The following is a 23,056-nucleotide window of genomic DNA, read 5'->3' as shown; positions in this document are numbered from 1 at the left end:
CACACATCCTTTCATGATTCGGCCCTCACCCCATAGAGGGCCCTGCCGCCGTCGTCGAATACCTTGAAGAAATTCTCCTCAAACCAGGCGGTGTCCACCTTATATGAGCTGCGCTCAAAGTCGCTTATGAGCACGTAGTCTACCTTATATTTTTCAAAGAGGGAGAGGTTTTCCCCCGGGGCCTCATACATGGGCCGCAGGTCCTGCTCCCGCTGGTAGTAGTTGAGGCCGTGGTAGTAGAGGTAGATGGGGGAGCCGCAGACGATATTCCTGCCGCTCAGGGCCGCTGCTTCGTTATTGTGCCGCTGGTCGGTCATTATAACGGCGTCCTTTGGAAGCTGGTCGTCTATAAACAGGCTCAGGCCCATGGCCCCGGTGCCGTATATCTCATACCGGGCCATGAACTCCCGGCCTAAGGTCAGCGCCGCCGGAGCAGCCAGTATCACAGCCAGGAGCACTGCCGGGGCATACTGTGCCGTGCGCTTGGGTATAAGCTCAAGGACGCCCCAAAGCCAGTCAGCCGCCGCGCAGCAGAGGAACAGGAAGCCCACATATAAAAGCTTGTTATTGTCATAATCATTTGGCTGGAACTCCACAAGCTCCGCCACGAACCATATTGCCATACAGGGGCAGTACTGGGCGAAGGACCTTTTATCAGCCGCCAGCAGCCCCAGGAGAGCGAAGACCCACACAAGTCCGATATTCTTCAGATAGAACCAGAGATAGTTGTCATCCCCAATGACCCAGCCGAAGTGCCCCCGGACCATGCCGCCGCTTGACACCTGCCTGAAGGTCCAGGTGAAAAGCTGGGGCAGGGCCAGCAGCAAGGCCGCCAGCAATAGCACGCCCCAGGTGAATATAATAGGCTTCAGCTTTCGCCTGCGCAGGGAGTTTATCATGAGCAGCAGAAGCGTCACCGCCCAGAGAGAGAACACAGAGAAGAACAGCCCTAAAAGCCTGTCGGAGTTATTACGGTCTTCCGGGGAGAGTATGGCCTGCATTATCACCATGGCTATGAGCCCCAAGGGTATCAGCAGCTTCCCAATGCGCACAGCCAGGCTGGAAAGCCCGTTATCCCGGAACAGCCGCGCCGTGAGCCAGGCGCCGCAGACCAGCCCCAGGGCCAGGAACGAGTGGGTGTGTATCATGGGCATGGCCCCGGCCATGAGCCCGGCATAGAGGTAGTACCGCCGCCTGTGGTGGAAGACGGCCCTTGTAAGCAGATATAGGGCCGGGAACAGCAGGGTCCAGCCAAACAGTGTCGCCCGCTGGGGGAGCATCATGTCGGCTATCACATTGACCCAGCGGATATTTTCTGCGGTATAGTTGGTCGGGGTCTCATAGTAGGCGTAGAATATCCGGGAGAAATTACCCTCCCCGCCACCAAGAAAGTACATCAGTCCCAGCCCGCCGTTGAGAAAGAAGAAGGTAAAGGCCAGCCCGGTCTTTTTATCACTGTTTAAGAGCGTGCGGAGGAACAGCCAGCCCCCGAAGAACACCTGGCAGCCGGCAAGGAGCATGGGCAGGCAGTAGGAGAGCCTGAGGGAGGCCCCAAGGAGGTAGAGGCTGGAGGAAATGCTGTCGGAGAGGAAGGGGTAGCTCAGCCGCGTCCCGGGCAACAGGGAGTAGTTGGGCGGGAAGGTCCCCTGGCGTGCGAGGCTGGTGATAAAGCTCAGGTGCATGGACATGTCGCCGTAGGTGGCCTGGCTGCTGTAGATTATATTGTCCTGCCAGTAAAAGGAGCGTGGGACGAGAATGCAGTACACTACAGAGAGGGCCAGCACAAAAAATAAAAACTTATGCCTGAGAAAAGCGCCGGGAACCTCCTTGACGCCTAGAGCCCCAGCCCGGCCTGATTTCTTGGCCCATATTAGCGCACCGCAGGTGATAAGCGCGGCTATAACAGCGGCGGCTATATGCCCTGCCCGGGTGAAGCCAAGGGCAAAGCCTGTGAGCGCCGGGAGCCACTGCATACAGACGCTTCCGAGCACGCTGCCAAGGAGTACCCTGGGCCCCGGGGACTCACGGGTAAATATAACAGCGCTTAGGCACAGGCCGCAGAGCTGAAAAAAGCAGATAAAGCTGACGGCGGCTAAGCCGCCCGCAAAGGAGCCGTACAAATATCCTCACCCCACAAAAACTTACTTCTGATATTTTACCATCTTCCGGCAGAAAAGTAAAGTTGCCTTTCTCCTTCATATATGATAAAATATACGAAAACCTGTTTAGGGAGGGAGAAATATGGAAGCATTTGAGCGCCGGGATAAAATAAACTACTATTTGGACCTGGCTGAGACCGTGGCCCAGCGGTGCACCTGCCTGCGGCACCACTATGGCGCGGTGATTGTAAAGGACGACGAGGTGGTGTCTACAGGCTATGTAGGGGCGCCAAGGGGCCGGGCCAACTGCTCGGACCTGGGCTACTGCCTGCGCCAGAAGTTGGATATACCAAGGGGGCAGCGCTATGAGCTCTGCCGCTCGGTACACGCCGAGGCCAACGCCATAATCAGCGCCTCCCGAAAGGATATGATAGGCGCGGACCTGTATCTCACTGGCATGGAGGTCCGGGACGGCAGCTACATAAAGAGCGCCGTCTGCTGCTCAATGTGCAAGCGCCTGGTGATAAACGCCGGGATAGCCCGGGTCATCGTCCGGGACGACAGGGACAGCTATAGGGTCATAGACGTTAAAAGCTGGGTTGAGGACGATGAGTCCCTGAGAGGGGAGCTGGGCTATTGAGCCGGGAGAGATACAACCTCCTCGATAGCGTGAGAGGGGTGCTCATAATAAACATGATACTGTACCACGCAATATACGATGTGGTGCACATAATGGGCATACCCATAAGCTGGTACACCGGTCCTGTTGGCTATATCTGGCAGCAGAGCATCTGCTGGGGCTTTATACTGCTCTCAGGCTTCTGCTTCCGCCTCTCAAGGCGGCCCCTTCGCCACGGTCTGACGGTTTTGGGCGCGGGAATTTTGGTGACCCTGGCAACGGCCCTCGCAATGCCCTCAGAGCGCATTATATTCGGGGTGCTCTACCTGCTGGGGCTCAGCGCCCTGGTGCAGTGCGCGGTATGGGCCCTGTGGAGCAGGCTGGACCTGCCGCCATTCCCTGCGGGCCTGGGCCTTGCCCTCTCCGCGCTGGCCTTCTTCCTCACCCGGGAGGTCCCATCCGGCTATATCGGCTTCGAGGGCCTGAGGCTCTGCCCGCTTCCCCCATGGCTCTATCAATGGGACCTTTTGGCAGTCCTGGGCCTGCCCGGCCCGGGCTTCTGGTCGTCGGACTATTTCCCGCTGATACCGTGGCTATGCCTGTACCTCTGCGGCTATTTTCTGTGGCGGCTCATAGGGTCCCGCCGGAAAGTTATGGACAGGCTGAGGCCTGGGGTCAGGCCGCTGGCCTTTGTGGGGCGGCACAGCCTGGTAATATATCTTTTGCACCAGCCTGTGCTTATGGGAATATTCACAGCCGCGCAGCTGGCTATGGGAATTGCACTGTGAAATCCTCAGGTTTCTATTGCCTTTCTCCATCCAGTTGTGTATAATACAATCAAAAATTGGAGGTATTGTCTTATGGATAAAAAATTTGCCCGCCTGACTCTGGACCCGGATTTTCAAATCAGCCGTATAGATAAGCGTGTCTACGGCTCCTTTGTGGAGCACCTGGGCCGCGCAGTGTACGGCGGCGTGTACCAGCCTGGACATGCCAGCGCCGACGAGGAGGGTTTCCGCCGGGATGTGCTGGACCTGGTGCGGGAGCTCCAGGTGCCCATTGTCCGCTACCCCGGCGGAAATTTTGTCTCCAACTTCTACTGGGAGGACAGCGTGGGCCCGGTGGCAGAGCGTCCACGCCGCCTGGAGCTGGCCTGGCGCAGCACCGAGACAAATGAGGTAGGCGTAAACGAATTTGCCCGCTGGGCCAAGAAAGCGGGTACGGACCTGATGATGGCAGTGAACCTTGGCACCAGGGGCATTGAGGCGGCCTGCAATCTGCTGGAATACTGCAACCACCCATCCGGCACCAAGTACAGTGACCTGCGCGCCGCCCACGGCGTGAAGGAGCCACACGATATCAAGACCTGGTGCCTTGGAAACGAGATGGACGGCCCCTGGCAGGTGGGCCATAAGACCGCCCGGGAGTATGGGCGCCTGGCGGACGAGACGGCTAAGGCCCTGCGTCAGATTGACCCATCCATAGAGCTGGTGGTCTGCGGCAGCTCAAACACCGGAATGCCGACCTATCCTCAGTGGGAGGCCACGGTGCTTGAGGAGGCGTACAACAGCGTGGACTATATCTCCCTGCATACTTACTACGGAAACCGCCTGAATGACACAGCCAATTTCCTGGCCTATTCGGACGATATGGACCGCTTTATAAAAACCGTCGTCTCCACCTGCGATTTCGTCAAGGCCAAGAAGCGGGCGAAGAAGGACATAATGCTCAGCTTCGACGAGTGGAATGTCTGGTTCCACAGCGACGCCGCAGACAGCGACACCATGGGCAACAGGCCCTGGTCCGTGGCCCCACACCTTTTGGAGGACCAGTACAACTTTGAGGACGCCCTCTTAGTGGGCCTCATGCTAATCACCCTGATAAAGCACTCGGACCGCGTGCGCATGGCCTGCCTGGCACAGCTGGTGAATGTTATCGCCCCCATTATGACCGAGGAAAACGGCCCCGCCTGGCGGCAGACTATCTACTATCCCTACCTTCACGCCTCAAAGTACGGCAGGGGCGTGGCCCTGAACACCGCCCTGCGGTCGTCAAAGCACGACACCAAGGAGTTCACCGACGTGACCGATGTGGAGGCCGCCGCCGTATGGAACGACGAAGAAGATGAGCTCACAATCTTCGCCGTGAACCGTGACCTCACCGGCGAGATTACCCTTGAGACCGACCTGCGCGGCTTCGTAGGCTATGAGCTTATAGAGCATATCGCGCTGGAGCACGGCGACTTCAAGGCCGTGAACTCAGCGGCAGGCGAGACTGTCGCCCCACATGCCGCCTCCGGTCAGGACGAGCTGGACGGCGGAATGCTGAAGTCCCGGCTGGGCGCGGCCTCATGGAATGTTATCAGGCTGAGGAAGAGCAAATAAAGGAGAAAGCAAAATGCAAAAATACGCATTGGCCTACGCCATGAACGACTCACTGCCTGTGTTCACCAAGGAGGACCTAAACTGCCTCACCCACATCAACCTGGCCTTCGGGCTGGTGAAGGGGAATGAGCTGGATATATCTATGCTCACAAATATCGGCCTGACTGAAAAATTCCGGCAGTGGAGGCCCGAAATGAAAATCATACTCTCCGTGGGCGGCTGGGGCGCGGGAGGGTTTTCCGAGATGTCCATGACCCAAAAGGGGCGGGAGAGCTTTGCGGGGTCCTGCCTGGAGGCCGTGGAGCGCTTCGGGCTGGACGGCATTGACATCGACTGGGAGTACCCATGCAGCAGCCAGGCGGGGATAGACTCCGACCCCAAGGACAGGGAAAATTTCACCCTGCTGCTGAAGGCGCTGAGGGAGCGTCTGGGCAGCTGCAGCCTCTCCATAGCTGCAGGGGCCGGTGAGTATTTTATAGAGGGTACAGAACTGGCAGAAGTAGCGGATATCGTGGACTATGTGCAGATTATGACCTACGATATGCGAAACGGCTTTATGAACGAAGCCGGGCACCATGCGGCCCTGCGCCCCGGCGCGGGGGACAGCAGCGGGCTCTCCACTGTGGATATGGTGGAGCTGTTCCATAAGGCGGGCGTGCCCCTTGAGAAGCTTATTATCGGCGCGGCGTTCTACTCCCGAAAGTGGGACGGCGTAGAGGACGAAAACAACGGCCTGCTCCAGCACGCCTCTACCACAGGCCAGGGCGGTCCCGGCTACAGCGATATAACTGAGGAGTTCATTGCTGAGGGCGGCTATAAGAAGTATTGGGACGAGCAGGCAGGAGCCGCGTATCTGTGGAACGGCAGCACGTTTATAAGCTATGAGGATCCGGAGGCTATCGCCTTAAAGTGCCGTTATGTGAAGGAGGCGGGGCTCGGAGGCATAATGTACTGGGAGCACGGATGTGACAAAACCCACACCCTGGTTGAGGTGATTGGGCGGGAGCTTGGCTAGCTCCCCGCCAATGAGAGCTTTTGGGGCATTGACGAGCCGGAGACTGTCAAGGAGTTGGATTTTGCGGGCCGGGTGAATTGCAGGACAGAAGCTTATCTTCAAGGTCTTCCAAAAACCTTTCCATATCCCCGCCCGGCGCCCGGCAGGCAATTACCCCATACTCAATGGAAAAATCCTCCTCCAGCGGCACAGCCGCCAGCGCGGGATGGGTATGCCTCCAGCACTCCGGGGCAAGCAGCAGCGCGCCGCTTTCCGCACAGAGGTTAAAGGTGTCCATATTGTAGATAGGCTGGATGTCCTCAATGGCTGCCTGGGGCAGCTCAGCCGTCAGCGCCGCCCGCATACTGTCGTTTACAGGGCTTGTGCCAGGCTTCATAATCATTACAGTCTCACCGGCAAGGTCCCTGAATTTCAGGGACCTTCTCTTTGCCAGCGGGTGCCCGCGGTCCATAAGCAGGGAAAACCTATAGTGTCCGACTGGAGTAAACCGGTATCTGCCGTCTATTGCAGGGTAATCGTGCGGCCCAACAAGAAAGTCAAAGTCCCGGCCTAGGTGCTCATAGCGCCTGCGGTCGTCGGAGAATGGGATTATCTGGAAGTGAAACCGGACTGTACCGCCCTCGTGCCCCTGCCAAAATTCCAGAAAATCCCGGCATGGGGACAGTGCCGAGGTGCCCACCCGAAGGACCGCCTGCTCCGGCTGGCCCGCCGCGCGGACACGCTTCACCGCCTCCTGGGAGAGCCGCGTCAGCTCCACTGACTCACGGTAAAAAACCTCTCCGGCGGGAGTCAGCCTTACCCCATGGGTGGAGCGCTCAAAAAGTCGGACGCCAATGCGCTCCTCCAGATTATTTAACTGCTTTATAACCGCCGTATGGGTGATATACAGCTTCACGGCAGCCTTGGAAAAGCTGCCGCAGTCTGCGGTTACCCTAAAGATTTCCAGTGCCTTATCCACCATAAAATCCCTCTTGCTGAAACTTTTTGTTTCAAGTATTGTACCAAAAGGAAACTTCCATGTCAAGGAAGACTGGGCTATAATTAAACACAGAAAGCATGGGAGGCAGATTAAAATGGAGAAAGAGAAACGGCTGTTTACAAACAGGGCGCTGCTGGCCCTTATAATCCCCCTTGTCATTGAGAGCGCGCTCTCCCTGATAGTGGGCATGATAGACTCGGTGATGGTGTCCAGCGCGGGTGAGGCGGCGGTGTCCGGGGTATCCCTAATCGACACGGTGATGGCGCTGATTATCTACATATTCTCCGCTATGGCGGCAGGGGGCGCGGTGGTAGCCGGGCAGTACCTGGGCATTGGCGACAGGGAGAGCGCAAAGCGGGCCGCAGGAGAACTGGTCTGGATAAATGGGCTTATCTCGGCGGCGGTGACTGTGCTGGTGTTTGCAATGTCCGGCTGGATTGTGGGCAGGCTGTTCGGTGAGATTGCGGCTGACGTGGCGGCTTCCGCCCGGGATTACCTTTTTTACACCGCCTTTTCCATACCGGCTATCGCCATTTTTAATGCCGGGACCGCTGTTTTCCGCACCATAGGCGACACGAAGACCACCACGAAGATATCGCTGCTGATGAACGCCCTAAACTGCGCCGGCAACGCCCTGCTGATTTACGGCTTTTCTATGGGCGCGGCGGGGGCGGCTATCTCCACGCTGGCGGCCAGATGGGTGGCGGCTATTCTCATCATCGCCCTGCTGCTGGACCAGAGGCAGGAGCTGTCCATAAAGCGCTCCTTTTTCCACAGGTTTGACTGGCGGATGGTAAAGCAGATTGCCCGGGTGGGCATTCCCGGCGGCATTGAAAACGGCATATTCCAGCTGGGGAAAATCGTCCTGCTGGGACTTGCGGCAACCTTCGGCACCACGGCAATTACCGCTAACGCAGTAACCCAGACCCTTGCCATTATCGAGGTCATCCCCGGCGGCGCGATGCAGCTTGCTATCGTTACAGTGATAGCCCGGTGTGTGGGGGCCGGCGAGTTTGAGCAGGCCAGATACTATAACCGCAGGCTTATCCTGTTTACCATGCTGGCAAACCTTGGGCTGGGAGCCCTCATGTACCTGGGCCTGCCGCTGATTCTGGGGCTCTACGCCCTGAGCGCTGAAACCACCGCCTTAATCGGCTCCATGTTCCTTTGGCATACTATCGGCGCCGTCACATTCTGGCCCCTGTCCTTTGTACAGGCGGCGGCCCTTCGCGCCGCTGGGGACGTGAAATACCCGATGATAATGTCCGTCGTCTCCATGTGGGTGTTCAGGTTCGGCGGGGCCTACCTGCTGTCGACAGTGCTGGAGCTGGGCGCCGTCGGTATCTGGATATCCATGGCTATGCTGGACTGGGGATTCCGGGCCGTGGTCTATGCCATGCGCTGGCGGGGAGGTAAATGGCGGGATATGAAGGTAATATAAGCATGAATTATAATGTCACTTCCAGTGGCGATGCGCTATTTGCAGACCTGGGCATCATTGACATAAAAGTGACGGATAAATAATAAGAATCCCCCGGTAAAACCGGGGGATTCTTATTATTTATAGCTTAAACTCATCCGGATCAAACTCCGGCAGGGAAGGGGGTGCATGGGGCTTGCGCAGGAAGGGGTCATACTTAAAGGACTTGCAGGGGCCGTTCACCACCATGCGCTTTCGCTGGCGCTTTGCCTTCTCCCGGGCCTTATCCTTGGCCCTCTGCTCAGCCTTCTGCTGAAATTTGCTCTTGGGCTTTTCCTTTTTCACTTTGCCGGAATTTTCCTCGGCGCTGTTGCGTGAGTACAGGGTGCCCCTGTCGTAGGACTGGTCGAAGGCGGCGTCGAAGGCGGCCTCGTCTATGCCGTCCTCGGGCAGAAGACCCAGGCGGCAGGCAGGGGGGCCGCCTGGGGAGAGGTTATGCTCGCAGTATTCGCATGAAGGCGTAACGCCGGAGCCGAATAGCGGCGTGTCTTTCTTGCTCAAATTCATCATTCCTTTGGAGACGCTTTGATTTATAGTATACAGCAAGGCAATGGGTTTTGCAAGGGCTTTTTGAGGTCATATACTGATGGCGCGTTTCATATGATTTTGGAGAATAACCAGACGAAAGGAGCCGCCGTATGCTCAGCGCCGTAGCCTTTATCGCCCTTATGCTCTGCCTGCTGCTGTACCCCGGGGCCGTCCAGTCCTCTGTGGCGTCCTCTGTCACATACTGCCTGACAGTGCTGGTGCCGTCGCTGTTCCCCTTTATGGCCCTTACCAGCTATGCCGTGAGCTCCAGGGCGGCGGTGACTCTGGGCAGGCCCCTGGACCTTGTGACCAGGCATGTGTTCAAGCTGCCGGGATGCTGTGCCGTGCCGGTGCTTATGAGTCTTATAGGCGGATACCCTGCCGGGGCAAAGGGGGCCTCACTGCTCTTGTCGGAGGGCAGGATTACAGGGCCCCAGGCGGGGAGAATGCTCTTGTTCTGTGTGAATCCCGGGCTGGCCTTTACGGTGACGTATCTGGGACTGGGGGTGTTTGGGAGCACCGGTATAGGCTGGCGGCTGTTCCTTTCGGTTACAATACCGGCAATACTTATGGGAGTGCTCACAGGTCTGCGCGCTCCGGTACCGCAAAAGCAGGAGGAGCATGGGGGCGTGCCAGGCGGCTCCCATGCGCTGACCCGCTCGGTAGCGGACGCTTCTAAAAGCGTGCTTATTATGTGCGCATGCATAGTGCTGTTCGCCGGGTTTACAGCGGTGCTCCATGCCGGAGGGATATTCCAGCAGGCAGTGAAGATGCTTACAAGAGTGGGGATATTCACCCCCCAGCAGTGGGCGGCGTCGCTGTCGTTTCTGCTGGAGGTCACCGGCGGCACAGGGGACGCCCGGGCGCTGGGAGTGGGGGCAGGGTTCTTCGCCTTCGGGCTGGCCTTCGGGGGGCTCTGCGTGCATATTCAGGTATTCTCCCTGTTTCGGGAGCTGCCGGTGAAGCTGCCGGTATTCTTCCTCTACCGGTTTATCCACGGCCTGCTGGCAGTCGTATGCTTTGAGCTTTTAGGAAAAATCATGCCCGGGGGCGCGGTTGAGACCATGGCAGGGGCCTATAAAGCGGCGCTGAGTCCAGGCGGTTGGATGGGTGGAGCTTCGTTGCTGTTGATGTGTGCGGCGTTCCTGCTGATAGCCGGGGGCAGGGCCGGAAGGGGGTGCCAGAATGGAGATTAATGAGGGCAGGGAGCATAGGCCCACAGGCGGGGCGGTCATATCCGTCACCGGCAACCGCAGCGCGGTAGTGGACGGATGTGACGGCATTGTGGACTACGACGAGGAGCGGGTGGTGCTGCGCACCGGGCGGCTGACCGTGCGCATTACAGGCCGCAGGCTGCGGCTCACAAAGCTCACCCAGAGCTCTGCCATGATAGAGGGCGTGATAATGGGACTGGAGTACAGTTACTAGGGGTGGTGTGATGATAGAGCGTATATACCACTGGCTGTCGGGCTATGTGGAATTCTGGGTGGAGGGAGACGGCGCAAGGCTGTTTACTATGGCGGCAAAGCGGGGCATGGGGCTGTGGGGCTTTGGCAGGCGCCAGGGGAAGGCTGTGGCCCGGGTAAAGCCCGGTGGATATAAACGGCTCCGGCCCCTGTTCAGGCGCTGCGGGGCCTCGGGGAGGATAACCAGGAAGAGGGGGCTGCCGTTTCAGCTTATGCGCCTTTGGGCGCGGAAGGGACTGATACTGGGGGCGTTTCTGGGCATAGCCCTTTTTCGGTTTCTGTCGGGGTTTGTATGGGGGGTATCCGTTTCAGGCATAGAGGACCTGCTGCCAAGCCAGGTCCTGGAGGCAGCCATGGAAGGGGGAGTATATGTTGGAGCAGACAGGGAGTCAATGCGGGCCGGGAATCCTGAGGGGATAATACAGACCCTGCTGCCGGAGCTAAGCTGGGTGAGCGTGAACACAGATGGGTGCTTTGCAGAGGTGGCGGTGAAGGAGGGCACAAAGAAGCCAGAGATTGAGGACAAGGAGGAGCTATCAAATATAGTGGCGCTGAGAGCCGGCAAAATAGTTAAAATTGAGGCCAGGGAGGGCCGGCCGGAGGTGAAGCTGGGGGAGCCGGTCACCCCGGGGCAGCTGCTTATAGCCGGGCTCTATGAGGAGGAGCTGGACCCCTGGGGCTCCAGGACTGAGCCATACAGAAGGGCCGGGGCCGCCAGGGGAAGCGTCATTGCCGAGACCGTCAGGGAGTTCACCGTGCAGGTGAGCGGCACTATAGAGGAGCCGGTTGAGACCGGGCGCAGGTCGTCGCTATGGCTGGAGGTGCTGGGGGTGCGGATGCCCCTGGGACTTACGGCCAAAAGCCAGGGGGATATGAGGGTATGGTATGACAGGTGGCAGGCCAATGTACTTGGGACCCCCCTGCCCATAACTGTGGAGCGCCGCACAGAGGCCTTCCTTGAAATTGGGAGGCGGATGCTCAATGAGGAGGAGCTCAGGGCCGCGGCTCTGAGAAAGCTCCGGGAGGCCCAGAGGACAGAGCTGCCAAAGGGGAGCAGTGTGAAGGAGGAGGAACTGGAATTTCACTTCTCCGATGGGCTCTGCATACTGTCCGCCCGGTGCCGCTGCTGGGAGGAGATAGGGCTGGTGCAGAAAATCCTGGTGGAATAGCCCAAACAATTTAATGAAATTTTGGGGCATTTTCATATAGTTTGGGCTTGAACTTTGGGGGCAGTTTATGGTATAATACATTAAATCAGGAAAGACGCCAGACAAAAAACGGACCGCGAGAGGTATTTACACGAATTGGAAATAAAAATAAGCGTAGACAGGATTGAGCAGGCCGAGGAGCTTTTCGGCAGCTTCGACGGCAATATGCGGCTCATTGAGCAGGAGTACGGCGTTGCGGTGGTATTCCGCGACTCGGAGCTGAAGGTGAGCGGCCCGGACCCGGAGAGGGTCGACCGGGCGGCAAGGGCCCTTCGCAGCCTTATCACCCTGATAGGCGGGGGCGAGAGCCTTAGCGAGCAAAATGTGCGGTACTGCATGAGCATGGTGGCTGAGGACAGCGAGGAGAAGGTGGCGAAGCTTGCCGGGGACTGTATCTGCATTACCGCAAAGGGCAAGCCAATAAAGCCGAAGACTGTGGGCCAGAGGACCTACTGCGATAATATCAGGGACAATACCGTGACCATTGGCGTGGGGCCGGCGGGCACAGGCAAGACCTATCTTGCGGTAGCCATGGCTGTGACGGCGTTCAGGGCGCAGCAGGTAAACAGGATTATCCTCACCCGCCCGGCTGTTGAGGCTGGGGAGAAGCTGGGGTTCCTTCCAGGCGATTTGCAGCAGAAGGTGGACCCATATCTGCGCCCGCTATATGACGCGCTTTTCGACATGCTCGGGGCGGAGACCTATGGGCGGTACGTGGAGCGGGGAAATATCGAGGTGGCTCCCCTAGCCTATATGCGCGGGCGCACCCTGGACGACAGCTTTATCATCCTTGACGAGGCGCAGAACACCACCGGGGAGCAGATGAAGATGTTCCTCACCCGCCTGGGGTTTAACTCGAAGATGGTGATAACCGGAGACGTTACCCAGATAGACCTGCCGGACGGCAAGCGCAGCGGGCTTAAAGAGGCTGTGCGGGTACTGCGAGGCGTGGACGATATCGCTATATTTAAGTTTACAGAGAAGGACGTTGTGCGCCATAAGCTGGTGCAGGATATAATCAGGGCTTATGAACGTGCGGGTCGGGCAAAACAGTAGGGCACAAAAAATCGCCGGCGGCTGCCGGGGAAAGGATAGAGTAATATGGAGAAGATAAGGGTCATCATTTCAAACCGGCAGAAACAGGTCAGGGTGCCCACCGGGGTGCGTATGCTGATCCGGAGGTGCTGTCACGCGGTGCTCCAGATGGAGGACTTCCCGGACCCGGCGGAGATAAGCGTGAGCTTTGTGGACAACGACCAGATAAGGGAGATGAACCGTCAGTACAGGGAGAAGGACTCCGTTACGGACGTGCTGTCGTTCCCCATGGGCGAGGAGGGCCACTACGACGTAAACCATGAGACCGGCGCAAAAATTCTGGGGGATATTGTCATATCCGTCCCGAAGGCCATGGAGCAGGCCAAGACCTATGGGCATACCTTTGAGCGGGAGATAGGCTTTTTAACCGCCCACTCCATGCTGCACCTTCTGGGCTACGACCACGAGGAGGGCGGTATGGCCCGGGTGCGTATGCGGGAGAAGGAGGAGCGGGTCATGCGTGAGCTGGGCCTGCCTGCCAGCGGGAGCTACGCCCCGGAAGAATGAGGCCTCTGAAAAGACGAAGCTTACTGCACAGCTTTAGGGACGCCCTGAGAGGGGTGTGGCTCTGCCTTTGCTCTGAGAGAAACATGCGCATACACGCGGCAGCCTGCGGATATGTGCTGTTCTTTGCGCTGAAAATGAAGCTCCCCCCGGGAGAGCTGGCCTGCCTGCTGCTGGCTATTGGGCTTGTAACAGGGGCAGAGGCCATGAATACCGCTTTGGAGAAACTCTGCGACCATGTGTGCGGCGAGCGTAACCCGGAGATAGGCAGGGTCAAGGACTTGGCAGCCGGGGCAGTGCTGTTGTGCGCGATTTTCGCCGCGCTCACGGGCGGGGTACTTTTCCTGCGCCCGGAGCTGTGGGCGGCAGTTATGGATATAGTTGGGACAAGCTGGAAGCTGGGCGCCTTTGGGTGCTCGGCGGCGGTCAGCTTGGTTTTGATTTTTGGGGTGCCGGTTAAGAGGTGAGGGGAATTCTTGTGAAAAAGATAGGTATCGCTGTTATCGCACTAGCCTGTATTCTATTTGGCACCGGGTGCCTTGTTATGGTGGGCAGTGAGGGAAAGAATGAGCATGAGGCAATAGCGGTTCTTTCCATTGAGAGTATTGCTGAAAAGTTTCATAATAATGATGAGTATTACCTGACTGTTGCTTTAGAGGATTGGCTTATAGAAGATTTCAATTTATCTTATGATAGAATTTCTTTTAAGACTGAGCAGGATATTTACGATAAGGTTTCGCCGGGGGATGTTTACGCCGGCGTAACTTTGAAGATAAGGGAGTCTGAGAAATGCTCGAATGGTGATATCCATGCGGTGTTAAAATGGGAACGGAGCGATTTGTGTGAAATTATTTCATTGGGACAAAAGGCTGAATGATGGGAGATAACAGGTCTCGGAAGGGACTTAGCATTGAAAAAGAAAATAGCTATTATAGCAGTATGCGTGCTGGGAATGAAGGCTTTTGACAGCGTGAAATAAGATAAAATTAAAATTTTAGAAAAAGGGAAACTATGGACAATCAAAAATCAGCTTACATCGCCATCGTGGGGCGGCCCAATGTGGGGAAATCCACGATACTGAATAAGCTAATTGGGGAGAAAATCGCCATTGTGTCAAAGAAGCCCCAGACCACCCGCACCAGGATAATGGGCGTGCTCACAAAGGGGGAGGACCAGCTGGTGTTTCTGGATACGCCCGGACTTCTGAAGCCCAAGAACCCGCTGGGGGACTATATGGTGCGGTCGGTGACGGCGGCAGTAGATGGCGTTGACGCCTGTTTGCTGGTGACCCAGGCGGGCGCGCCGGTATCAAAGGCCGACGAGGAGCTTATCGGGCGGTTTAAGAAGGGACATGTGCCGGCAGTGCTGGCTATAAATAAGATAGACCTCCTATGGGACAAGAGCAGGCTGATGGAGCAGATAGCGGCCTACTCGGAGATGTATGGCTTCGAGGCGGTGGTGCCGGTGTCCGGAGAGAAGGGGGACGGCATGGAGGCGCTGCTGGAGGAACTGCAGGGGCTCACATTGCCGGGGGGATGGCTGTTTGACGAGGACACCCTGACGGACCAGACGGAGCCGGTGCTGGCGGCGGAGCTGGTGCGGGAGAAGGTGCTGGGGCTTTTGGAGCAGGAGGTGCCCCATGGAGTTGCGGCGGTGACGGAGCATATGACTGAACGGGGGAATATGCTGGAAATCTACGTGACGCTGTACTGCGAGAAGGCCAATCATAAGGGAATGCTGATTGGCAAGGGCGGAGAAATGCTCAAGAGGATTGGCAAGGCGGCGCGGCAGGATATGGAAGAGTTCTTTGGATGTAAGGTGAACCTTCAGCTTTGGGTAAAGGTAAAGGAGGACTGGCGGCAGAGACCGGAAACACTCCAGGGCATGGGCTTCTCACTAAGGGACTTGGAGCTATAACGCGAAAGTTTCGTCCACCTTTACAAAGGTGGCAGGGTTTGGGGCAGAGCCCCAAGACCTTGCGCCCAAACATAATAAATAAATTAAGGGCTTTCCAAAGGGAAAGCCCTTAACTTTACAAAGTTTTCTCACCCATCCACTGCCGAGAAACAGTCTTGAATCCCAGCTTGCCATACCAGCTCTCCAGCCACGTATACCTTAGCTCAACTACATCGCACCCCTGCTCTTTAAGCCACTGCACACCATGGGACACCATCTCCAGTCCAATCCCACGCTCGCGCATGTGAGGAACCACTCCAACACATCCCACGCTGCCAACCAATTGGTTTGGGGCGGTAAAGTACCCACCGTCTGTGGAGAGTACCTCAAACCCGGCTATTGTGCCGTCCAGCTCGGCCAAAAGAACCGGGTCGGAGCAGTCACTGAAGATATTAACCCATCCCGCTTCTGCCGCTTCCACTGCCGTAAGAAGCGAGGAAATATCCTGCTTTTTCGCGAAGCGGTAACCTACTCCATCAGGGGCAGGCGGGATGTCCAGCTTATCAGAATCAAATTCGCTGAGCTCCAGTGCCATGTTTATGCTGGTCCAGCCGGCAGAGTAGCCGTGCTTTTCAAAGAATTGCACAGCCGGACCCTCAGGCACGCCTTGGAGCATATAATGCTCCCCACAGCCAAGGACTATCTTTTCAGCTCCCTGCCCGCGAAGATAGCCCTCACTGTCTTCCAGTATTCCAGACCCTATACCCCGCCCCCTATAGGCCTCGTCCACACATAGCACAGGTATGGAACCGTCATGCACCAGCGCATAGCCCAGCAGCCTGCCATCCTCCCGGCGCTCCACAATATGCGCCAGCTCCGGACGCAGCAATGTACTAAAATTCTCCGGGGTGGTGGGATAGTCCGGGAAGCACCGCATATAAAGCTCATAATACTCTCTCATAAAAAACTCCTAAAATTCTTAAAACAAAAGAGGGACGCCCCACGGCATCCCTCAGTATAAGCTTCTTACTTCACCATGCTGGCGATTTCCTCGGCGAAGTTGTCCTCGCGCTTCTCAAGGCCCTCGCCCTTCTCGAAGCGGGTGAACGCCTCGATTTTGATGTCGCCGCCCAGCTCCTTGGCGACGCTCTCAGTGTACTGCTTGACGCTCATGTTGCCGTCCTGTACATAGGCCTGGTCCACAAGGCAAATTTCCTTGAAGAACTTGCCCATGCGTCCGGCGACAATCTTCTCTGCAATATTGGCAGGCTTGCCCTCGTCGACAATCTGCTGGGTGAGAATCTCCTTCTCCTTCTCCACGCGCTCAGCGGGCACAGAGGCCTCGTCCAGATACTCGGGGTTCAGGGCGGCTATCTGCATTGCTACATTATGGGCATAGGTCTTAAAGCCGTCGGTGGCGGCGATAGAATCGTCAACGGCAAACTTCACGATAACGCCGATACGGCCTCCGGCATGGACATAGGAGGTCACTGCACCCTCGTAGCGGGCGAAGCGGCGGACCTTGATGTTCTCGCCGATGGTGAGAATCTTGTCCTTCAGAAGGGCGTCAACGGTCATGTCGCTGCCGTGAGCTTTGGCGGCAAGCAGGGCCTCAACGTCGGCGGGGTTTTCGTAAATAACGGTGTCGGCGCAGGTCTTGACAAAGGCCTGGAACTCGGCGTTCTTGGCAACGAAGTCGGTCTCGGCGTTGACCTCGACAGCTACGGCAACCTTGCCGCACTCGCTGACCTCTGCAAAGGCCACGCCCTCGGCGGCAATGCGCCCGGCCTTCTTCACGGAGGCGGCAAGGCCCTTCTCGCGCAGAAGGTCAATAGCCTTCTCCATGTTGCCTTCGGCCTCGGTCAGGGCTTTTTTGCAGTCCATCATGCCGCAGCCGGTCTTCTCGCGGAGATTGGCTACGTCTTTAGCGGTAAAATTCATGGGAAAACATCCTTCCTGTTTATATGCGTTTATAATTATTCCTCGGTATTCTCCTCGGGAGCTTCCTCAGACTCGCCGGCGTCGTTCTGGCGGGCTGCAGCGCCCATCTGGCCCTCACGGCCCTCGATAACGGCGTCAGCCATGGCGCTGGCAATGAGCTTAACGGCGCGGATAGCGTCGTCATTGCCGGGGATAACATAGTCAATTTCGTCCGGGTCGCAGTTGGTGTCAACAATAGCCACAATCGGAATGCCCAGCTTGCGGGCCTCGGAGACGGCTATGCGCTCCTTACGGGGGTCGACGATGAACAGGGCACCGGGGTAGCTCTTCATGTCCTTGATGCCGCCCAGGTACTTCTCCAGCTTCTCTATCTCCAGCTGAAGCTTGGTGACTTCCTTCTTGGGGAGCAGCTCAAAGGTGCCGTCCTCTTCCATCTTGCGCAGCTGCATAAGGCGCTGGATGCGGGTGCGGATAGTGGAGAAGTTGGTGAGCATGCCGCCCAGCCAGCGGGCGTTCACATAGTATGCCCCGGCTCTTACGGCCTCCTCCTTCACGCTCTCCTGGGCCTGCTTCTTGGTGCCCACGAACAGGATGTTCTTGCCGTCTGCGGACAGGTCGCGCACGAAGTTATAGGCCTCCTCCAGCTTGCGCACAGTCTTCTGCAGGTCAATGATATAGATACCATTGCGCTCGGTGAAGATATAAGGGGCCATCTTGGGGTTCCAGCGGCGGGTCTGGTGGCCGAAGTGTACGCCGGCCTCCAGCAGCTGCTTCATAGATACTACTGCCATTTAAAATTACCTCCTGGTTTTTCCTCCGCAGGAGAGAAATTTTCCGGCAGCGCCGGGAGTTTACCCCCGGACCAGAGCCGTTCTCCTGCGTGTGTTTTGGCGCCTGATATTATACCACAAAACCTGGGAATTTGTCAATGGATTTTGCGTCCTGAAAAAAGTTGCCGGAAACCACCAGTTTTTTGAAAATACAGGTAGACTTTTTCGCAATTTATGTTAGAATATATATGATTAAGAATTTTGCAAAAGGGGGCGGGAGTTTTTTATATGGCGGGCTTACCTTGGGGAGGGGCCCGGCGTCTAATAGTTTAAGAACGTCAGCGCTGAAAAGCGGCTAATTTATAATAATATAATATTGGGAAAGGCGGGAATGAAATGAAAAGTTCGGTCGGAATGGAAAGGGAGAACGGCAGGAGGCCCGGCAGCATAGTGATAAGGAGGGGCCTGGCATTGCTTTTCGCCGGATGTGTGCTCACCTGTGCTTTGACGGCCTGCGGAAACGATAAAGACAAGGACAAGGATAAGGACAGCAGCGGCACAGGGGCTTCGGGCACTTCCTCTGTGATACCCCTTAATACCCCGTCCCCCACGCCTCAGCCCACCGCGAAGGCCGTGAAGGTAGAGGTGGACGACTCTCTTAACGTGCGTGAGAGCGGGTCTACGGATTCGAATATTCTGGGCACCGTCAAAAACGGCGACGAGCTGGCCCTTCTCACGGATACAGAGCAGAGCGGCTGGTACCAGGTGTCCTATAACGGCGGTACGGGCTATGTTGCTGCCGAGTTTGTAAAGGTCATAGATGTGACTGTTGAGCGGTATAACGACCTGAAGAGCAGCAGCGTGCCTACCCCCACCCCCGAGCCCTCTGCTGACCCAGAGGCAACGCCTACACCGGCACCGGGGAATAACACCGGCAGCCAGGCGGGAAATAACGCCAGCTCCGACGGTGAGGACGGCGAGTAAGATGGATGTGCTGATAGTTGGCAGCGGTCTTTTAGGCCGGGCTGTGGCTGAGCGCCTTGACAGCCTGGGGCACGGCGTTGTGGTGGTGGACGAGAGCGCGGAGAATCTTGAGCTTTTGCCCCGGGACTTCGGCGGGGTGACCTTTGCGGGCTTCCCCATGGACCTGAACGTCCTCAGGCGGGCCGGCATAGGCAGCTGCGACGCCGTGGCGGTAACTACCGGTGACGATAACTTAAATATCGCCGTGGGCCAGATAGCCAAGCGCCTGTTTAAGGTGGAGCGTGTGGCTGCAAGGGTTGCGGACCCGGAACGGGAGGACATCTTCGACGGGGACGTGCGCACGGTATGCCCCACGAATATGGCCTGCGACAAGCTTGTGACCGAGCTGCTGTCCCCAAGGGAGAATAAGCAGGTGAATTTCGGCAACGCCACAGTCGCCCTGGAGCTGCGCCCGGTGGAGAGGCGGTACTTTGGGCAGTCCACAAACAATGTGGACCTGCCCGGCTGCGGTATTTTCGCGGTGATAAGGCCGGACGGTGAGTTTGTGCTGAAAGAGACAGCCGGGGGCATAGCCCTCTCCGAAGGGGACGTAATGGTGATAAGCAGGAGGATAGACTAATGCGCATGATAGTAGTTGGCGGCGGGCAGGCCGGGCGGAGCCTCGCCCGCCTGCTGTTGGAGCGGCGGCATGAGGTCTGCCTGATTGAGAAGGACCAGAGCCGCTGCCGGAAGCTTGCCGACGAGCTGGACGCGGCGGTTTTCCCCGGTGACGGGAGCACCGTGTCGGTGCTGGAGGCCGCCGGGGCGAGGAATGCAGACTGCGTTATGGCAGTCACCGGGGTGGACCAGGTAAACCTTGTGGTGGCCCAGCTGGCAGGGGGGCATTTCGGGGCCAAAAAGGTGATAGCACGGGTGAACGACCCTAGGAACGCCGGGACGTTCAGGGCCCTGGGAATTAAGGATGTGGTGAGCAGCACGGAGCTTGTGGTGCAGCTCATTGAGCAGGAGGCCGACAGCGCCCATATGCACCTAATTGCAAGCCTGAACGAGGGCAAGGGGGAGATATGCTCCATGACCCTCCCCTATAACACCGCCTGGGAGGGCACGGCCCTTAAGGACGTGGACTTCCCCAGGGGCACCCTGGTGATATCCCTCATAAGAGGGAACGAGCTCACCATCCCTAACGGCTCAACGGTGCTCCATGCCGGGGACGAGCTGGTGGCAGTGGCTGAGGACAGGAGCAGGAAGGCCCTGCATAAGGTGCTGGGAGCGGTGAAATAAGCGTAAGTGGGAGCATTAGACTTTGTGGGGCCCGCCCTCTTTGAAGATTTTAAAATAAAATCAAAAATAATAACGATTACTACTTTACAAATCCTGGAAACTGTGGTAAGATTATATCCACCGGGGAAGGAGAGTGATACCAGTGCCGGAGCGGTCGCCCAAGGGTCGGGAAAATTTCAGCAGGAAGCGGGAGGCAATCCTGAACGCCCTGCGAAATACGGACGCGCACCCCACTGCCGAGTGGGTCTACCGGCGGCTGAAGCCGGAGTACCCGGACCTGAGCCTTGGCACGGTGTACCGCAACCTGGGCAGGTTCCAGGAGGCGGGGCAGGCCGTGAGCCTGGGGGTCATCGGCGGACATGAGCGGTTTGACGGGGACACCTCGCGCCACGCCCATCTGGTCTGCGAGCGCTGCGGCGCGGTGGTGGACGTGTACGGAGGGCTGCCGGAGCCCGGGGAGCTTGAGCGGATATCCAGACTCAGCGGCTGCATAGTCCAGTCGGCCAGCGTGACCTTTCGGGGTATCTGCGGAAAGTGCGCAAAGGAGGATGGGGATGGAGCTTAGAAGGATCGACTTCGGGAACATGGGGCAGATCACGGGGCTTTCCGTGCGGGAGTCCCAGCGGGGATTTGTGGCCTCCAATATGGGGAGCTTGGCGGCGGCGTTCGTGGCGGTCAGCAACGGCTTTGCGGCCCAGCCCTTTGGGCTGTACGAGGAGGACGAGCCGGTGGGCTTCGTGATGTTCGGCCATGACAGCCTGGGCGATACCGACGACCCGCCTGTAGCCGCGGGGAACTACTGCCTGTGGCGGTTCATGATAGATAAGGAGCACCAGGGCAGGGGGCTTGGGAAAAGGGCCATGGAGCTCTGCCTTGAGTACCTTCGCACAAGGCCGCTGGGCCCGGGAGACAGAGTGTGGCTGAGCTATGAGCCGGAGAACACCGCCGCCAGGGAGCTTTACCACAGGTTTGGCTTTGTGGAGAACGGGGAGATGTGCGGCGACGAGACAGTGGCCGTCCTTGATCTGTAAAAAAAGCGCGGGATGCGAAACGCATAGGCGCTTTTAAATATCACATAATATATTCAAAACCAGGAGGAATTTTACTATGAAGTATGTTTGCAGTGTATGCGGTTATGTCCATGAGGGCGACAGCGCCCCCGAGAAGTGCCCTGTCTGCGGCGCCCCCGCCAGCAAGTTCAACGCTCAGTCCGGTGATATGGCCTGGGCCGCCGAGCATGTGGTAGGCGTTGCCAAGGGCGTGAGCCAGGAGATTCTGGACGGCCTGCACGCCAACTTCCAGGGCGAGTGCACAGAGGTTGGCATGTATCTGGCTATGGCCAGGGTCGCCTACCGCGAGGGCTATCCTGAGATAGGCATGTACTGGGAAAAGGCAGCCTATGAGGAGGCCGAGCACGCCGCCAAGTTTGCCGAGCTGCTGGGCGAGGTCGTCACCGACAGCACCAAGAAGAACCTTGAAATGCGCGTAGAGGCCGAGAACGGCGCTACCGACGGCAAGACCCAGCTGGCTAAGCTCGCCAAGGAGCAGGGCCTTGACGCTATCCACGACACCGTCCACGAGATGGCCCGGGACGAGGCCCGCCACGGCAAGGCCTTCAAGGGGCTCCTGGAGAGGTACTTTAAGTAATGGACATCAAAAAGAAGATAGAGGAGCTGGCGGAAAAAATCAAAAACGACAGCGACCTTAGGGAGGGCTTCTTAAAGGAGCCCATCCCGACCCTAGAGAAGCTTCTCGGCGTAGATTTGCCTGAGGAGCAGCTAAAGCAGCTTGCCGAGGGCCTGAAGGCCAAGATAAACCTGGACAAGGCCGGCGATTTCATCGGCGGGCTGCTGGGAAAGAAGTAAGCCTATAATCATACAGGAGGTAAAACTATGGACAAGTATGTATGCCCCTGCGGCTATGTATATGACCCCGAGGTTGGCGACCCCGACAACGGCGTAGCCCCCGGCACTCCCTGGGAGCAGGTGCCCGAGGACTGGACCTGCCCTACCTGCGGGCTGGGCAAGGACGCCTTTGAGAAGGAATAAGAAATGATATAAAAACAGCCCACGCAAAAGCGTGGGCTGTTTTTATATCATTTTAATTTATTTCTCGGTCTTGGTGCTCTTACGCCCGCGCTTTGCGGGAGCCTTGGGTGCGGGCTTTACTTCAGCGGCCTCAGCTTTAGGGGCCTCCTCCTTAACGGCGGCCCTTGCAGCCCGGGGCTTGCGGGCGGCAGCCTTCTTGGGAGCGGGCTCCTTCTCAGTGGGAGCCTGCTCAGCGGCAGGGGCGCTATCGGTTTCGGCGGAGACCAGCTTCCACTGCTGGCCTATGCCCTCCACGTCGTCCCATATCTGGGCGGGAGCGCCGTCGTCCTCGCGCATTTCCACAATGTCCAGAACTTTACCGGACTGGACGTTCATCAATTTCTTGTAGGTGGAGGTGACCTTCTCCCACTTCCAGACCTGGCTCTCGCCGTCAGCCACGTCCTCCCAGGTCTGGGCCCAGGTGCCGGCTTCCGTGCTGCCGTGGGTAACGTCCAGCACCTTTCCGTTCTGTTTGTTTACGAGCTTGAAGGCGCGCCCCGGCGCCTTTACAGGAGTCCAAAGCTGGGCGTCGCTGCCGTTGGGTGTGGCCTGCTCCACTATTTGGCCGTTGTCGGGACCGGTGCTCTGCAGAGCCTTACCCGTCCTGCGGTTGACTATCATAATTTCCTCGCGTTTCTCCCTAGCAGCCATACAAAATTCTTCCTTTCCTCCGCATTTTCACACAATATATGCGGTTCAATTATTTGCCTGATAAGCTTT

General features: G+C 57.5%; 28 protein-coding genes. 21 read left to right on the top strand and 7 right to left on the bottom strand.

All coding sequences use genetic code 11. The features are described from left to right. Positions 1 to 11 precede the first annotated feature (11 nt). A complete protein-coding gene (locus tag D5270_RS04495) occupies positions 12 to 2,120 on the bottom strand; it encodes a hypothetical protein (RefSeq protein WP_166542959.1) in 2,109 nt (702 codons plus the stop codon). Positions 2,121 to 2,241: 121 nt separating this feature from the next. Here D5270_RS04495 and D5270_RS04490 point away from each other — a divergent pair, with 121 nt between their 5' ends. The 4 genes from D5270_RS04490 (at position 2,242) to D5270_RS04475 (ending at position 6,117) form a co-directional block, all read left to right on the top strand. Then, on the top strand, positions 2,242 to 2,739 hold the full coding sequence (locus D5270_RS04490; protein ID WP_166542958.1) for a deoxycytidylate deaminase: 498 nt from the start codon (positions 2,242 to 2,244) through the stop codon (positions 2,737 to 2,739). Next, entirely contained in the window at positions 2,736 to 3,506 is a 771-nt protein-coding gene (locus D5270_RS04485; protein ID WP_243150149.1) for a heparan-alpha-glucosaminide N-acetyltransferase, read from the top strand. The genes D5270_RS04490 and D5270_RS04485 overlap by 4 nt, the downstream gene beginning before the upstream one ends. A gap of 72 nt (positions 3,507 to 3,578) precedes the next feature. Then, on the top strand, positions 3,579 to 5,102 hold the full coding sequence (gene arfA, locus D5270_RS04480; RefSeq protein WP_166542957.1) for an arabinosylfuranosidase ArfA: 1,524 nt from the start codon (positions 3,579 to 3,581) through the stop codon (positions 5,100 to 5,102). Positions 5,103 to 5,115: 13 nt separating this feature from the next. After that, positions 5,116 to 6,117, top strand: coding sequence for a glycoside hydrolase family 18 protein (locus D5270_RS04475; RefSeq protein WP_166542956.1), 1,002 nt, complete (start codon positions 5,116 to 5,118; stop codon positions 6,115 to 6,117). Between the two features lie 46 nt (positions 6,118 to 6,163). Here D5270_RS04475 and D5270_RS04470 read toward each other — a convergent pair whose 3' ends face one another. Continuing rightward, positions 6,164 to 7,078 (bottom strand): LysR family transcriptional regulator, encoded by a 915-nt coding sequence (locus D5270_RS04470; RefSeq protein WP_166542955.1) that lies wholly within the window; start codon positions 7,076 to 7,078, stop codon positions 6,164 to 6,166. 112 nt (positions 7,079 to 7,190) lie between these two features. Between D5270_RS04470 and D5270_RS04465 the strand changes: the two genes are divergently transcribed. Continuing rightward, positions 7,191 to 8,537 (top strand): MATE family efflux transporter, encoded by a 1,347-nt coding sequence (locus D5270_RS04465; protein WP_166542954.1) that lies wholly within the window; start codon positions 7,191 to 7,193, stop codon positions 8,535 to 8,537. Positions 8,538 to 8,657: 120 nt separating this feature from the next. On the opposite strand, the gene D5270_RS04460 is transcribed toward D5270_RS04465, so the two are convergent. Continuing rightward, positions 8,658 to 9,077: a hypothetical protein gene (locus tag D5270_RS04460; RefSeq protein ID WP_166542953.1), complete on the bottom strand. Its 420-nt coding sequence runs from the start codon at positions 9,075 to 9,077 to the stop codon at positions 8,658 to 8,660. A gap of 137 nt (positions 9,078 to 9,214) precedes the next feature. Here D5270_RS04460 and D5270_RS04455 point away from each other — a divergent pair, with 137 nt between their 5' ends. The 8 genes from D5270_RS04455 to era all read left to right on the top strand — a co-directional run bounded on the left by D5270_RS04455 (position 9,215) and on the right by era (position 15,294). After that, positions 9,215 to 10,300 (top strand): hypothetical protein, encoded by a 1,086-nt coding sequence (locus D5270_RS04455; protein ID WP_166542952.1) that lies wholly within the window; start codon positions 9,215 to 9,217, stop codon positions 10,298 to 10,300. Continuing rightward, positions 10,290 to 10,532 carry a YabP/YqfC family sporulation protein gene (locus D5270_RS04450; protein WP_166542951.1) on the top strand — a complete coding sequence of 81 codons (243 nt, stop codon included), beginning with the start codon at positions 10,290 to 10,292 and terminating at the stop codon, positions 10,530 to 10,532. The genes D5270_RS04455 and D5270_RS04450 overlap by 11 nt, the downstream gene beginning before the upstream one ends. A gap of 10 nt (positions 10,533 to 10,542) precedes the next feature. Further along, the gene (locus D5270_RS04445) at positions 10,543 to 11,739 is read left to right on the top strand and encodes a sporulation protein YqfD (RefSeq protein WP_166542950.1); all 1,197 of its coding nucleotides are present in this window, start codon (positions 10,543 to 10,545) and stop codon (positions 11,737 to 11,739) included. Positions 11,740 to 11,874: 135 nt separating this feature from the next. Then, entirely contained in the window at positions 11,875 to 12,834 is a 960-nt protein-coding gene (locus tag D5270_RS04440) for a PhoH family protein (RefSeq protein ID WP_243150147.1), read from the top strand. Between the two features lie 45 nt (positions 12,835 to 12,879). Then, complete coding sequence (ybeY, locus tag D5270_RS04435) at positions 12,880 to 13,380, top strand: rRNA maturation RNase YbeY (RefSeq protein ID WP_166542949.1); 501 nt, start codon at positions 12,880 to 12,882, stop codon at positions 13,378 to 13,380. Continuing rightward, positions 13,377 to 13,844: a diacylglycerol kinase family protein gene (locus tag D5270_RS04430; RefSeq protein WP_166542948.1), complete on the top strand. Its 468-nt coding sequence runs from the start codon at positions 13,377 to 13,379 to the stop codon at positions 13,842 to 13,844. The genes ybeY and D5270_RS04430 overlap by 4 nt, the downstream gene beginning before the upstream one ends. Positions 13,845 to 13,855: 11 nt before the next feature. Then, on the top strand, positions 13,856 to 14,254 hold the full coding sequence (locus D5270_RS04425; protein WP_166542947.1) for a hypothetical protein: 399 nt from the start codon (positions 13,856 to 13,858) through the stop codon (positions 14,252 to 14,254). A gap of 134 nt (positions 14,255 to 14,388) precedes the next feature. Next, the gene (gene era / locus D5270_RS04420) at positions 14,389 to 15,294 is read left to right on the top strand and encodes a GTPase Era (RefSeq protein ID WP_166542946.1); all 906 of its coding nucleotides are present in this window, start codon (positions 14,389 to 14,391) and stop codon (positions 15,292 to 15,294) included. A gap of 115 nt (positions 15,295 to 15,409) precedes the next feature. Here era and D5270_RS04415 read toward each other — a convergent pair whose 3' ends face one another. From D5270_RS04415 to rpsB, 3 genes are all read right to left on the bottom strand, one after another. Further along, the gene (locus D5270_RS04415; RefSeq protein ID WP_166542945.1) at positions 15,410 to 16,234 is read right to left on the bottom strand and encodes a GNAT family N-acetyltransferase; all 825 of its coding nucleotides are present in this window, start codon (positions 16,232 to 16,234) and stop codon (positions 15,410 to 15,412) included. 65 nt (positions 16,235 to 16,299) lie between these two features. After that, positions 16,300 to 17,214: a translation elongation factor Ts gene (gene tsf / locus D5270_RS04410; RefSeq protein WP_166542944.1), complete on the bottom strand. Its 915-nt coding sequence runs from the start codon at positions 17,212 to 17,214 to the stop codon at positions 16,300 to 16,302. Between the two features lie 35 nt (positions 17,215 to 17,249). Then, a complete protein-coding gene (gene rpsB, locus D5270_RS04405) occupies positions 17,250 to 18,005 on the bottom strand; it encodes a 30S ribosomal protein S2 (RefSeq protein WP_161472147.1) in 756 nt (251 codons plus the stop codon). Positions 18,006 to 18,380: 375 nt separating this feature from the next. On the opposite strand from rpsB, the gene D5270_RS04400 reads away from it, so the two are divergent. The 8 genes from D5270_RS04400 to D5270_RS04365 all read left to right on the top strand — a co-directional run bounded on the left by D5270_RS04400 (position 18,381) and on the right by D5270_RS04365 (position 22,297). Next, positions 18,381 to 18,968, top strand: a complete 588-nt coding sequence (locus tag D5270_RS04400) for an SH3 domain-containing protein (RefSeq protein WP_166542943.1) — start codon at positions 18,381 to 18,383, stop codon at positions 18,966 to 18,968. A 1-nt stretch (position 18,969) separates the two neighbouring features. Then, positions 18,970 to 19,587, top strand: a complete 618-nt coding sequence (locus tag D5270_RS04395; protein WP_166542942.1) for a potassium channel family protein — start codon at positions 18,970 to 18,972, stop codon at positions 19,585 to 19,587. Then, a complete protein-coding gene (locus tag D5270_RS04390) occupies positions 19,587 to 20,249 on the top strand; it encodes a potassium channel family protein (protein ID WP_166542941.1) in 663 nt (220 codons plus the stop codon). The genes D5270_RS04395 and D5270_RS04390 overlap by 1 nt, the downstream gene beginning before the upstream one ends. A gap of 142 nt (positions 20,250 to 20,391) precedes the next feature. Further along, a complete protein-coding gene (locus D5270_RS04385; protein ID WP_166542940.1) occupies positions 20,392 to 20,814 on the top strand; it encodes a Fur family transcriptional regulator in 423 nt (140 codons plus the stop codon). Then, a complete protein-coding gene (locus D5270_RS04380; RefSeq protein WP_166542939.1) occupies positions 20,804 to 21,280 on the top strand; it encodes a GNAT family N-acetyltransferase in 477 nt (158 codons plus the stop codon). Before D5270_RS04385 ends, D5270_RS04380 begins: the two co-directional genes overlap by 11 nt. Positions 21,281 to 21,356: 76 nt before the next feature. Continuing rightward, a complete protein-coding gene (locus D5270_RS04375) occupies positions 21,357 to 21,896 on the top strand; it encodes an NADH peroxidase (RefSeq protein WP_166542938.1) in 540 nt (179 codons plus the stop codon). Continuing rightward, complete coding sequence (locus D5270_RS04370; RefSeq protein WP_166542937.1) at positions 21,896 to 22,114, top strand: hypothetical protein; 219 nt, start codon at positions 21,896 to 21,898, stop codon at positions 22,112 to 22,114. The genes D5270_RS04375 and D5270_RS04370 overlap by 1 nt, the downstream gene beginning before the upstream one ends. 27 nt (positions 22,115 to 22,141) lie before the next feature. Continuing rightward, a complete protein-coding gene (locus D5270_RS04365; RefSeq protein ID WP_161472153.1) occupies positions 22,142 to 22,297 on the top strand; it encodes a rubredoxin in 156 nt (51 codons plus the stop codon). Positions 22,298 to 22,354: 57 nt separating this feature from the next. On the opposite strand, the gene D5270_RS04360 is transcribed toward D5270_RS04365, so the two are convergent. Next, positions 22,355 to 22,987: an RICIN domain-containing protein gene (locus D5270_RS04360; protein ID WP_166542936.1), complete on the bottom strand. Its 633-nt coding sequence runs from the start codon at positions 22,985 to 22,987 to the stop codon at positions 22,355 to 22,357. Positions 22,988 to 23,056 lie beyond the last annotated feature (69 nt).

This window comes from Acutalibacter sp. 1XD8-36 (genome assembly GCF_009917525.1).
In the GTDB taxonomy this organism is placed as follows: domain Bacteria; phylum Bacillota; class Clostridia; order Oscillospirales; family Acutalibacteraceae; genus Acutalibacter.
The sequence above is the reverse complement of the archived record's forward strand: the minus strand, read 5'-3'. Positions and strand labels throughout refer to the sequence as shown.